Below are 11,997 nucleotides of genomic sequence, written 5' to 3'. Positions count from 1 at the left end.
GCTATTCCTTTTCTTGGGTCATGAAGTGCATGAGGGATTCCTGGGTGGCCTCGGCGATAGGGACCTCGCCAGTGACGTGACCTGCGGACAGGGTGTAGATCCTGTCGCAGATACCCAGGAGCTCCGGAAGTTCGGAGGAGATCACGATCACGGCCTTTCCCTCGGCTGCGAGCTCGGCGATGACCGTGTAGATCTCGAACTTCGCCCCGACATCGATGCCGCGGGTGGGTTCATCGAGGATCAGCACGTCGGGGTCTGAGAACATCCACTTGCTCAGCACGACTTTTTGCTGGTTCCCGCCGGAGAGCTTTCCCGTGATGGCTGCCACGGAGGGCGCCTTGATGTTCATGCTCTTCCGGTAGCGGTTGGCCACCGTGGTTTCCTCGTTCTTGTCCACCCAGCCGCGCTTGGCGAGCTTGTGCAGGGCTGCCATCGAGATATTGCGCTTGATATCTTCGATCAGGTTCAGGCCGTAGTGCTTGCGGTCCTCAGTGGCATAGGCGATCCCGTGCTGAATGGCATCGGAAACGGTGGCGGTGTTGATTTCCCTGCCGTACTTGTACACCTTGCCGGAAACGGCGCGTCCATAGGTCCGGCCGAAGACGCTCATGGCCAGTTCGGTCCGGCCTGCGCCCATGAGGCCGGCCAGCCCGACGACTTCGCCTTTCCGCACGTTCAGGCTGGCGTTGTGGACCACCGTGCGGCTGGCATCCTGGGGATGCTGCACGGTCCAGTCTTCAATGCGGAGGACTTCCTCCCCGATGCTGGGCTTGCGGTCCGGGTACAGGCTTTCCAGGTCGCGGCCCACCATGCCGCGGATAATGCGTTCCTGGGTGATCTGCCCCTGGTCGAGCCGCAGGGTCTCAATCGATTTGCCGTCGCGGATGATGGTCACGGCATCGGCGACCTTGCGGATTTCATTGAGCTTGTGGCTGATGATGATGCTCGTGACGCCCTGGCCCTTCAAATGCAGGATGAGGTCCAGCAGGTGGTCGGAGTCCTCGTCGTTGAGCGCCGCGGTCGGCTCATCCAAAATGAGCAGCTTTACTTCCTTCGACAGCGCCTTGGCGATTTCGACCAGCTGCTGCTTACCGACGCTGATGTGCTGAATCGGGGTCACGGGGTTTTCGCTCAGCCCGACGCGTGCCAGCAGTTTGGCGGCTTCGAGGTTCGTCCTGCGCCAGTCCACCCAGCCGTTCCTGGCCAGCTCGTTGCCGAGGTAGATGTTTTCGGCAATGGACAGATAAGGGCTCAGTGCCAGTTCCTGATGGATGATCACGATGCCGCGCTTTTCGCTGTCGCTGATGCTGGAAAAGTCACACGGTTCGTTTTCGAAGAGGATGGTGCCTTCAAAGGTGTTGTGCGCATACACACCGGAGAGGACTTTCATAAGGGTGGATTTACCTGCGCCGTTTTCACCGCAGATGGCATGCACCTCGCCGCGGTTCACGTCCAGGGTGACGTCCTGGAGGGCTTTCACCCCGGGAAAGGTTTTGGTGATTCCCCGCATTTGAAGAATAGGTACGTTCATGGTGATTTCCCGATGACTTGTCAGAGCCGGACTCCTGCGGATGCAGTGTCCCCCGTTGGGTGCGGCCGGGACCCGGCCCGGCCGCACCCGGTACGGCTGCTACTTGATGTCTGCCTCCGTGTAGTAGCCGGAATCAACCAGTTCCGGCTTGTAGTTGTCCTTGGTGATGATCACGGACTCGAGCAGGAAGGCCGGGACCACCTTGACCTTGTTGTTGTAGGTCTCGGTGTCGTTGGTTTCAGGCTGCTGGCCCTTCAGCACGGCGTCAACCATTTTCACTGCCTGCTCACCGAGCTTGCGGGTGTCCTTGAAGATGGTGGAGTACTGCTCGCCGGCGATGATGGACTTCACGGAGCCCTTCTCTGCGTCCTGGCCGGTAACGATCGGAAGGTTGCCCTTGGCGTAGCCTCCGGTGCTGGTCAGTGCGGAGATGATGCCGATGGACAGGCCGTCATAGGGGGAGAGGACGCCGTCAAGCTTGGTGCCGGAGCTGTAGGCCGCGGTCAGGATGTCCTCCATGCGCTTCTGGGCAACGGGGGCCTGCCAGCGCAGGATGGCTGCCTGTTCGAACTTGGTCTGTCCGCTGGGGACCTTCAGGGTTCCGGCGTCCAGGTACGGCTTGAGCGTGTCCATGGCGCCGGTCCAGAAGAAGTTGGCATTGTTGTCATCCGGGCTGCCGGCGAAGAGCTCCACATTGAACGGGCCCTTGCCCTCCACCTTCTTGCCGCTGGCATCAACCAGGCCAAGCCCGGTGAGCAGCGACGTGGCCTGCTGGACACCCACGGTGTAGTTGTCGAACGTGGTGTAGTAGTCCACGTTCGGTGTGCCGTTGATCAGGCGGTCGTAGGCGATCACCTTCACGTTCTGCTCCTTCGCCTTGGCGAGGACGTCGGTGAGCGTGGTGCCGTCAATGGCCGCAATGATGAGGGCCTTGGCGCCCTTGGTCAGCATGTTTTCGATCTGCGAGACCTGCGTGGGAATGTCGTCATTGGCGAACTGCAGGTCCGCCTTGTAGCCCAGTTTCGTGACCGAATCGGAGACGTTCTTGCCGTCCGCGATCCAGCGTTCGGAGGTCTGGGTGGGCATTGAAATGCCCACGAGCGAGCCCGCTGCATCGGCGCTGCCGGAAGGAGTGGCCGCTCCGCCCCGGCTTCCGCACCCTGTGGCCCCCACTGTGACTGCGAGGACGACGGCGAGTGCGCCCAGGAGTTTCTTGATTCTCACGTTTATCTCCTTCCGCGGACAACACAGTCCGCGAATTGGTACTGAGCCGGGAGGCATCTGCGCTTCCCGGCCGGGGGCCGGCCGGAAGGATCCGGTCGATTGGTGCCTGACCCGGAGATCCGTCACCAGAAGTACTTCGTTGCCTGGACCCGCCGCGTGGGCGGATTCCAGGATTTGATTCCACAAGGATGATTGATATGTTAGCGCTAACAACGAATTGAGCATAACGGCCGTAATCTTGTGAGTCAAATCACATTTTATACCTCCGGTGGTAAATCGCCGGGGTCCGCCGGTAGCGGAGGCTGCCGGGTCAGGTCTCCACGAGGAACTGGGTGTGCGCGTATCTGACGCCGTTGATCTGGAGTTCCAGGCCATGGCTGCCGGCGTGGTGCACCCGCGTGGTCATCTGCCGGAAGGCGTGGCGCTTGGACACCGTCCTGGTTTCGCCGGGGTGCAGGGTCAGGGCCGCCAGCTTGAAGACCTTTTCCGACTGCGAGCCGTTCGCCTTCATGTAATGCACGATGTAGTCCACAGCGAGCCTGGCAGGGTCGGACCCAGTGTTTGAGATCTCGAATTCGAAGGCGAGGTCCGCCGGCAGTTCCACGACGCTCCGGTCCAGCCTCGGCGGAGTTACTTTGAGCGACGCCGGAGCGAACCCCTGCAGGGCCAGGGCGCCCGGGTGGGCTTTCTTGACCAGGGTGCGCAGTCCGTGGCGGATCACCCATTGCGTGTTGCCGTCCGGTTCCGCGGCCCAGGCGGCAGCCGCTGCCAGCACTGCTTCGGGGGAGTGGCGGGCCAGGTCATTGAGGTGGTTTGCCACCGAACGCCGGACATACTCCTGCGGGTCCCGGTACAGGGCATCAAGGATGGGAATGGTGGCCCCGGGCCGCTCGATCAGGCCGGGGATCCGGACAGCCCAGGGAAGGTAGGGCCTGGTGCCTTCGCTGGCGAGGCGGCGGACGTGCTCGTCGGGATGGGCCGTCCAGGTCAGCACGACGGCGAGTGCCCGGTCCAGGTCGGCGGCAAGCAGCCGCCGGATGGCGAACTCCCCGGTCAGCCGTGGAGTCAGCTCGGCAAGAAGCCGGAGGCAGTCGTCAAAATCGCCGGACTCCGTCGAATCGAGGGCGAGAGTCACGGCCGTTTCCGTGACGGGCCAGAGGGTCCAACCCGTGAAGTCGGCGTCCTTGAGGGCGCGGCGGAAGATGCGCGCCGCCGTCGGATACTTCCCCCGGGGGCCGGCCGCCCCGGCGATGTCCGCCAGGAGTCCCTGGCTGACGTGGTCCGTGCGGCCGCGGAGGCTGAGATGGTCCAGCGCGCCGCCGGCAGCCGTCACATTCGTCCAGGACGTGCCGGGCGACGCGTCCGTCAGGACGCGGACCAGCAGGCCGACGGCGGCCCGGTCGATCAGTTCGTTCATGGCACCCATCCAGTCAGGCTACCGCGGCGGCCGGCCTGATCGGCCACCGGCGGTCAGGGCCCAGGCTGTCAGCGGTCCGCCGCGAGCCAAAACGGCGGAACCGGGATAATCTCAGCGGAGAACATCGTTCAGGACTGCTGAGGCGGGGCGTTAAATGGCTGAAGATCAATCGCGGAAATCGCCCCATTGGTGGCGGGTCTTCCACGACAAATTCGTGGTCGAAGAGCGGTACATGAGTGCAGCGTCCCGGAAAAACCTGTACCGGATCGCCCTGACCCTGATGGTCCTGGGTGCCGGCTTATTCGTGCTGACTCTCGCGGATGTCCTCGGAAGGGACGGATTGACGGGCATGGACGAACCCGCCCGGGCATGGCTGTTGGGCCAGCGCTCGGAACCGCTCACCGCCGTGATGATCTTCCTGGCGATCGTTTTCGGACCCGTCGCGCTCCCCATCATCATCCTGGTGGTCACGGTGGCCTGGGGCCTCGCCGCCAAGCACGCCTGGCGCCCCCTGCTGCTGGCCGGAGCCATGCTCACGGGCGTGGCGCTGGCCCAGATCATCGGTCGGTCGGTGGGCCGCCAGCGGCCGCCCCTGGACCTTATGCTGTTCGGTCCGGACGTCACGTTCTCCTTCCCCTCCGGGCATGTGCTCGGTGCCTGCGATTTCCTCCTGGTCACCGCGTTCCTCATTTTCTCGCGACGCCAAAGCACCTGGCCGGCCGTGGCTGGCTTCGCCGCTGCCGCCGTCGGGATCGTCCTGGCCTCGGTGAGCCGGCTCTACCTCGGGTACCACTGGGTCAGTGACGCCCTGGCCTCACTCTTCATTTCCTTCGTGGTGCTGGGAGCCGTCATCGCCGTGGATACCTGGCGCACGGCCCGCGTCCCGGGCGAACAGATCACCGGTGAACTGTCCAAGGCCGATACGGTGGAAAGCTAGCGAAGAATGGCCGGCGAAGAGGACGTCCGGCGCATCTGCCTCGCTCAGCCTGGCGTCACCGAGCGGCCCAGCTGGAACCAGCCTGCATGGTTTGCCCGCACGCTCATGGCCAGGATCTGGGAAGACGGTGTCCTGACCGTCAAGACGGGGGAACGGGAAGCGCTCGCCGGAACGGATCCCGGCACGTACTTCTGGACTCCGCACCACGAGCGCTCGCCGCAGCTTGTCCTGGTCCGGCTTGACCGAATCGATGTGGAGGAGCTGGCGGAACTTCTCGAGGAGTCCTACCTGCTTGCCGGCGGCCGGAAGTAACCCCGGCTCAGCCCCGGGGCCCGCCGAGGCCTGCGGCGTGCCAAGGAATTTTCTCTTCGGCTCAGACGCGACCGTGCACTAATATCAATCCACCACCCGGTAACTACATAAGGGTCAAGCCGATGAACTTTTCCGCCAAGGACATGGCCGCCAAGATCCCGCCGTCCTTCACCCTGGGCGTTGCAACCGCCGCCTTCCAAATCGAGGGTGCCCTCGACGAAGACGGCCGCGGACCGTCAGGGTGGGATGTGTTCGCGAAGAAGCCCGGCGCGATCGTCGACGACCACAGCCCCGTGATTGCCTGCGACCACTACCACCGCATGCCCGAAGACATCGCGCTGATGAAGGAACTGGGGATCGATTCCTACCGGTTCTCACTGTCCTGGTCACGGATCCAGCCGGGCGGCAGCGGCCCGGTCAACAGGCCGGGGCTCGATTTCTACGACAGGCTGCTGGACCTGTTGCTCGCCAGCGGTATTTCGCCGATGGTGACCCTCTACCACTGGGACACGCCGCTTCCCTTGGACGAGGCCGGCGGCTGGATGAACCGGGACACGGCCTACCGGCTGGGTGAGTTTGCCGCGATTGCGGCCGCGGCCTATGGAGACAGGGTGGCCCGCTGGGTGACGGTTAACGAACCGGCCACAGTGACCACTAACGGCTACGCGCTGGGCCTTCATGCGCCGGGCGAATCGCAGCTCCTGCAGGCCCTGCCCACCGTCCATCACCAGCTGCTTGCCCACGGCCTGGCCATGCAGGCGCTGCGAGCAGCGAAAGTCCCGGGCGAAATCGGCATGACTAATGTGTACTCGCCCATGGTTCCCGCCTCGAGCAATCCCTTGGACAAGCTGAGCTCGGGGCTCATGGACGTCTTCCAGAACAGGCTGTTCGCCGACCCCGTCCTGCTCGGCAAGTACCCGGACGTCATCCGGGCCGCCACGTTCTTCACCCCGTTCAGCCCCTCCGACGAAGACATGCAACTTATCTCCCAGCCCATGGATTTCTATGGCCTGAACTACTACATGCCCACGAGTGTTGCCGCCGGGCCCGGCGAGGGAGCAGTTCCGCCAGGGATGGCGGAGGCCATGGGGGACGACCTCAGCGGAAGCGCACCCGGGGCCCCGTTCCACATCGCCCCCTTCCCCGACGCCGAAACAACCGCCTACGGCTGGCCCATCAAGCCCGAATACATGGCGGTGGCGCTCAGTGAAATGGCGGAACGCTACCCGGACCTGCCGCCGGTCTTCATTACCGAGGGCGGGGGAAGCTTTGAGGACATTGTGGTCCGGGACAGGGCCGCGGACCGGATCATCATTCCCGACGAGCGGCGGCTGCGCTACCTTGCCCAGCACATCGCCACAGCGCTGGAGGCCACAGCCCCGGGCGGCGAGGCGGAGTCCATTGACCTTCGTGGCTATTACGTGTGGTCGCTGCTGGACAACTTTGAATGGTCCGCCGGCTATAAACAGCCGTTCGGTCTCCTGCACGTTGACTTCGAAACGCTGGCCAGGACGCCCAAGGCTTCCTACTACTGGCTCCAGGAGGTGCTCGCCGTGCGCAAGGACGCGGCCGCCACTGCAGTCGACGCCGGTGCTGCCGGAGAGTCGGAGCCTGTCCCCTGACGGGATGTGCGTGCCGGCTGGGGTCCAGCCCGCAGGTCAGACCAGTTTCAGGTCGGCCAGGCCCCTGGTGATGCCTGCGCCGTCGGGGGAGTAGATCCACGGGACGGCGGAGGCACTGTGGTCCCCGTTTTCAGAGTGGCCGCCGGCCAGGACTGATTCGCCAACGGAGAGCTGGCGGATGGCAATGGCGGCAACACGGTCGCCGTGATCCCGGGCGAACCTGGAGTAGATCTGTTCGTCGTGCTGGCCGTTGTCGCCGATCAGCAGCCACCGCACATCCGGGAATTCCTGGGCGAGCCGGTCCAGGTTGCCGTTCTTGTGCTCCTGGCCGCTGCGGAACCAGCGGTCCTGGGTCAGTCCCCAGTCCGTCAGGAGCAGGGGGCCTGCCGGGTACATGTTGCGGCTGAGGAACCGCGCCAGCGTCGGGGCCGCATTCCATGGTCCGGTGGAAAGGTAGATCACCGGGGCGTCAGGGTGTTCCACCACCAGCCTGTCCATGAGCACCGGCATGCCGGGCGTAGCCATCCGCGCCCGCTCACTCAGCACAAAGGTGTTCCACAGGGCCAGGAAAGGCCGGGGGAGCGCCGTGACCATCACGGTGTCGTCGATGTCGGACACGATTCCAAATTTGGTGTCCGGGCCTATGACCAGGATGCCGGCCTTCACGGCCTCGGTCCCTTCGGCGCGCAGTGTTGCGGTGTGCCAGCCCGGGGACAGTTCAACCTTCACCACGGTGTCCACCAGCCCGCCACGGTCCGCCTTGACGCGGGTGGTCACACCCTCGATTTCGATGTCCACATTCGTGAACTGCAGGGGCACGCTGGTGAACGCCCTCCAGCCGCGGACATTCTGGTTGCCGTTCTTGGCGGCGTGCTCAGCGCGGCTGCCTGGTTTCGGCTTGCTGGTGAGGACTACCCGCCCAAGGACCCGCACCCACGACGTGGAGCCGTACCCCTGGTAGGCGAGGGTCTGCGGAATAAAATTCCAGCGCCGGGCCAGCTGGATACGGACACCGTTGACCGTATCCGAGACCTTGTGTGCCACCCGGAGCGCGTGGTTTCCGGGCAACGGTGATTCCTGCGACGCCAATTCCATGCCTCCACTCTGCCACAAGGGGGCCCTCCGGCAACCGCCGCCGGCCACTAAGGCGCTGCACCGTAACAACCCGCGGAGGTCCAGCGGGAGCTTCCCGCCAATGGGCTATTGCAAGGTGAGTCAGCCCTCTCCGAGCAGCCACCGCAACGTGTCGGCGTTCCGCACGGCGTTGCCACCGCCGTCGTTATTGAAATAGACGAACACGTCCTTGCCCGAGCCCTGCCACTCCCGGACGCGGTCTGCCCACCATCGAAGGTCATCCTCCGAATAGGAGCCCCCGTAGAGGTGCTGGTGGTCCGGGCCGTGCAGGCGGACGTACACGAACGGCGCCGTAGCCCGCAGGATGCAGGGGAGGTTTGCGCCGCTCATGATGCAATAGGCAGCCTCGTGGTGCTCCAGCAGGGCGTACACGTCAGGATGGTCCCAGCTGGGGTGCCGGAACTCCACCGCAACGCGGATCCACCACGGCAATGCCGCCAGGAAGTAGCGAAGACGGGCATCGTCGCGGCCGAAATCAGGCGGGAGCTGGACTAACAGCACCGCGCGTTTGTCACCCAGCTCATGCCAGCACCTGATGATCCGCTCCCCCCAGACCTCGGGGCCGTACAGCTTCTTGCCGTGAGTCAGGCCGCGGGGGGCCTTGACCGACATGGCAAACCCCGCGGGGAGGCGGCGGCGCCAGCTCGCGAACGAGGACTCCCTGGGCCAGCGGTAGAAACTCGCGTTGAGCTCCACAGTATTGAAGCGCGCCACATAGTGCGCCAGCCGGTCGCGCGCCGGCAGCCCCGGCGGGTAGAGCACGTTCTCCCAGTGGTCGTAGCTCCAGCCGGACGTGCCGATGTGGATCCCCAAGTTGCCCCTCGCCGTCAGTCAGCCGCGCGTACAACGCCTACGGCCGGAATCGAATCTCCGACATTCCGTTGCAGCATGCCATGGATAGTAGTCGGCCGGGGCGGCGTGTGGCACTGTGAATCCCATGGCACGCATAGAGGACTACGCGGTAGTGGGCGACCTGCACACGGCGGCACTCATCAGCACGGAGGGTTCCATCGACTGGCTGTGCCTCCCGCGGTTCGATTCGCCGGCCTGCTTCAACGCGCTGCTGGACACACCCAAGTCGGGACGGTGGCTGCTGGCACCTGCCGGCGGCGGAAACTGCACCCGGCGCCGTTACCGCAAGGGGACGCTCATTCTGGAGACCGAATGGGAAACCGAAAGCGGAAAAGTGAAGGTCATCGACTTCATGCCGCCCCGTGACTCCGTGGCGGACATTGTGCGGATCGTGGTCGGCGTCCGCGGAAACGTCAGGATGCGGGGCGAACTGGCCCTGCGGTTCGACTACGGCCACATCGTCCCTTGGGTCCGGCACGACAAGCACGGAATCCACGCCGTCGCCGGCCCCGATGCGGCCTACCTGGTCAGTGACGCACCTCTGCGCGGCGAGCGCATGAAGACCGTCAGCGACTTCACCGTCAAGGCGGGGGAGAGAGTGCCTTTCGTGCTCACCTGGACGCCCAGCCACCTTTACCGCCCGCGGTCCATCGATCCGGAGGCCGTCCTGGCGTCCACGGAGGCTTTCTGGCTGGATTGGTCCGCGAAATGCACCATCACCGGCCCCTACCGTGAGGCCGTCCAGCGCTCGCTGATCACGCTCAAGGCACTGACCTACGATCCAACGGGCGGCATCGTGGCTGCTGTGACCACGTCCCTGCCGGAGCAGCTGGGTGGCTCCCGCAACTGGGACTACCGCTATTGCTGGCTCCGGGACGCCACGCTCACGCTGCAGGCACTGCTTGCCGCCGGCTATACCGAAGAGGCAGCCTCCTGGCGCGACTGGCTGCTGCGGGCAGTGGCCGGCGACCCGGCTGACCTGCAGATCATGTACGGCATCCACGGCGAGCGCAGGCTGCCGGAAATGGAGCTCCCGTGGCTGCAGGGCTACGAAAAGTCCGCTCCGGTGCGGATCGGCAACGGTGCCGCCGGCCAGCTCCAGCTGGACGTGTGGGGTGAGGTCCTGGACTGCCTGTCCCTGACCAGGCACTCCCTGCTGAAGCACAGCGACGAGGCCTGGGACGTCCAGGTTGCCCTTATGGAACACCTTGAGGGTGCCTGGCGGCGGCCCGACAACGGCCTGTGGGAGATGCGCGGCCCCCGCCGCCACTTCACCCACTCAAAGGTGATGGCGTGGGTTGCGGCCGACCGGATGGTCAAGGGCGTACGGGATTTCGGTCTGGTGGGTCCGGCTGACCGCTGGGAGGAGCTCCGGGACACCATCCACGCCGATGTCATGGCCCACGGATTCGACGCGAAGCGGAACACCTTTGTGCAGTCCTATGGGCGGCCGGAGCTGGACGCCAGCCTGCTGCTCCTGCCCCGCGTCGGCTTCCTCCCGCCGGACGACCCCAGGGTGGTGGGTACCATTGAAGCCGTGCAGCGCGAACTCACGCACGACGGTTTCCTGCTGCGCTACCGGACGGCGGAAGCCGACGACGGCCTTCCCGGGGACGAAGGCGTTTTCCTCGCCTGCTCCTTCTGGCTGGTGGAAGCCCTCATCGGGGTGGGGCGGCGCCGCGAAGCCAAGGAATTGTTCGAGCGGCTCCTGGCACTGCGTAACGACGTGGGTCTCCTGAGCGAGGAATGGGGCGTCGAAACCGGCCGCCAGCTGGGGAACACCCCGCAGGCCTTCAGCCACTTCGCGTTGATCATGAGTGCACTGGAACTGCATGAGGACAGCGTGCACCGCAGCGACACCCCGGTACACGGGAGCTGACGGCCCGGAGGCTCCGGCGGCGGCCTGCCCGGCGGTCACATTTCGTTCAGCTGGGGGCAGGGGGCAGCTGCGTGGTTCCATGGTCACGGAACCTATTCGGAGCAGGCACGAAGGAGTGTTGACCGGTGAAATTTGCGCGTCTCGGAGATCCAGGCAGGGAGCAGCCGGCCGTTCAGCCCGGCGGGGCGGACTCGAACGGGAAATGGTATTCCCTCGCTGGCCTCACAGCGGACATCGACGGAACGTTCCTGGAAGCCGGTGGCGTTGACCGGGTCCGGGACGCGCTCGCGGCCGGGAACCTGGCCGAGATCACTGACGCTGGCGCGCTTCGCACGGGTGCCCCGCTGGCCCGCCCCGGCGCGCTGGTGGGCATCGGCCTGAACTACGCCGGCCATGCGGCCGAGTCAGGAGCCGCCGTGCCGGAAGTGCCGGTGGTGTTCCTCAAGCCAACCAACACGGTGGCAGGCCCGTTCGACGACGCCCCCATCCCGCCGCTGTCCGGCAAGTATGACTGGGAAGTTGAGCTCGCCGTCGTGATTGGGCGGCGCACCTCCTATCTGGCGTCGGTGGGCGACGCCGCGGACTGCATCGCCGGTTACGTGCTGGCCAACGACCTTTCAGAGCGTGACTACCAGTTGCCCGGCGCGGCCGGCCAATGGGTCAAAGGAAAGTCGCTGCCGGCGTCCACGCCCCTTGGCCCGTGGTTCGTCCCGGCCGCCGACCTGGACGCAACGGACCTTCGGCTGCGGACCTGGGTAAATGGCGAGCCTCGCCAGGACTCGTCCACGGCGGACCTCATCTTCGACGTTCCCGCCATCGTGCACCACCTGAGCCAGTTCATGGTCCTGGAAGCCGGCGACGTCATCCTGACCGGTACCCCGGAGGGCGTGGCCCTCTCCGGGCGCTTTCCCTACCTCCGGGACGGCGATGTGCTGGAGCTGGAAGTCGAAGGACTGGGCCGTCAGCGCCAGGTTCTTCGGCAAACCGCTGCACTGTAGCCCGGAAGCCGTCGCCTGGACATGTTTCGGGACTTCCTTATCCAGTAGAGGTAAGTATACTTACTAATACCTCAGGTTGGGGTATGGACGG

General features: G+C 65.0%; 10 protein-coding genes. 5 read left to right on the top strand and 5 right to left on the bottom strand.

Annotated elements, in window-relative coordinates; genetic code table 11:
- Window position 1: 1 nt before the first annotated feature.
- The 3 genes from mmsA to CXQ91_RS16605 all read right to left on the bottom strand — a co-directional run bounded on the left by mmsA (window position 2) and on the right by CXQ91_RS16605 (window position 4,181).
- Window positions 2-1,531, bottom strand: coding sequence for a multiple monosaccharide ABC transporter ATP-binding protein (gene mmsA / locus CXQ91_RS16615; RefSeq protein ID WP_104175005.1), 1,530 nt, complete (start codon window positions 1,529-1,531; stop codon window positions 2-4).
- Between the two features lie 99 nt (window positions 1,532-1,630).
- Entirely contained in the window at window positions 1,631-2,755 is a 1,125-nt protein-coding gene (gene chvE / locus CXQ91_RS16610; RefSeq protein WP_181038925.1) for a multiple monosaccharide ABC transporter substrate-binding protein, read from the bottom strand.
- Between the two features lie 310 nt (window positions 2,756-3,065).
- Window positions 3,066-4,181: a DNA alkylation repair protein gene (locus tag CXQ91_RS16605; protein WP_104175003.1), complete on the bottom strand. Its 1,116-nt coding sequence runs from the start codon at window positions 4,179-4,181 to the stop codon at window positions 3,066-3,068.
- A 145-nt stretch (window positions 4,182-4,326) separates the two neighbouring features.
- Between CXQ91_RS16605 and CXQ91_RS16600 the strand changes: the two genes are divergently transcribed.
- From CXQ91_RS16600 to CXQ91_RS16590, 3 genes are all read left to right on the top strand, one after another.
- Window positions 4,327-5,109 (top strand): phosphatase PAP2 family protein, encoded by a 783-nt coding sequence (locus tag CXQ91_RS16600; RefSeq protein ID WP_104175002.1) that lies wholly within the window; start codon window positions 4,327-4,329, stop codon window positions 5,107-5,109.
- A gap of 6 nt (window positions 5,110-5,115) precedes the next feature.
- Window positions 5,116-5,421, top strand: coding sequence for an MmcQ/YjbR family DNA-binding protein (locus CXQ91_RS16595; RefSeq protein ID WP_104175001.1), 306 nt, complete (start codon window positions 5,116-5,118; stop codon window positions 5,419-5,421).
- Window positions 5,422-5,543: 122 nt separating this feature from the next.
- Window positions 5,544-7,043 (top strand): glycoside hydrolase family 1 protein, encoded by a 1,500-nt coding sequence (locus CXQ91_RS16590; protein ID WP_104175000.1) that lies wholly within the window; start codon window positions 5,544-5,546, stop codon window positions 7,041-7,043.
- Between the two features lie 36 nt (window positions 7,044-7,079).
- On the opposite strand, the gene CXQ91_RS16585 is transcribed toward CXQ91_RS16590, so the two are convergent.
- Window positions 7,080-8,138, bottom strand: coding sequence for an App1 family protein (locus CXQ91_RS16585; RefSeq protein ID WP_104174999.1), 1,059 nt, complete (start codon window positions 8,136-8,138; stop codon window positions 7,080-7,082).
- 120 nt (window positions 8,139-8,258) lie between these two features.
- Window positions 8,259-8,990: a DUF72 domain-containing protein gene (locus tag CXQ91_RS16580; protein WP_104174998.1), complete on the bottom strand. Its 732-nt coding sequence runs from the start codon at window positions 8,988-8,990 to the stop codon at window positions 8,259-8,261.
- Between the two features lie 124 nt (window positions 8,991-9,114).
- Here CXQ91_RS16580 and CXQ91_RS16575 point away from each other — a divergent pair, with 124 nt between their 5' ends.
- Together CXQ91_RS16575 and CXQ91_RS16570 are read left to right on the top strand one after the other, a co-directional pair.
- On the top strand, window positions 9,115-10,908 hold the full coding sequence (locus CXQ91_RS16575; RefSeq protein ID WP_104175094.1) for a glycoside hydrolase family 15 protein: 1,794 nt from the start codon (window positions 9,115-9,117) through the stop codon (window positions 10,906-10,908).
- Between the two features lie 125 nt (window positions 10,909-11,033).
- Complete coding sequence (locus tag CXQ91_RS16570; RefSeq protein WP_104174997.1) at window positions 11,034-11,906, top strand: fumarylacetoacetate hydrolase family protein; 873 nt, start codon at window positions 11,034-11,036, stop codon at window positions 11,904-11,906.
- Window positions 11,907-11,997: the final 91 nt, after the last annotated feature.

The organism is Arthrobacter sp. Y81 (genome assembly GCF_002929335.1).
Taxonomy (GTDB): domain Bacteria; phylum Actinomycetota; class Actinomycetes; order Actinomycetales; family Micrococcaceae; genus Arthrobacter.
Note: the sequence above shows the minus strand (reverse complement) of the source record. Positions and strands in the feature narration are given on the sequence as shown.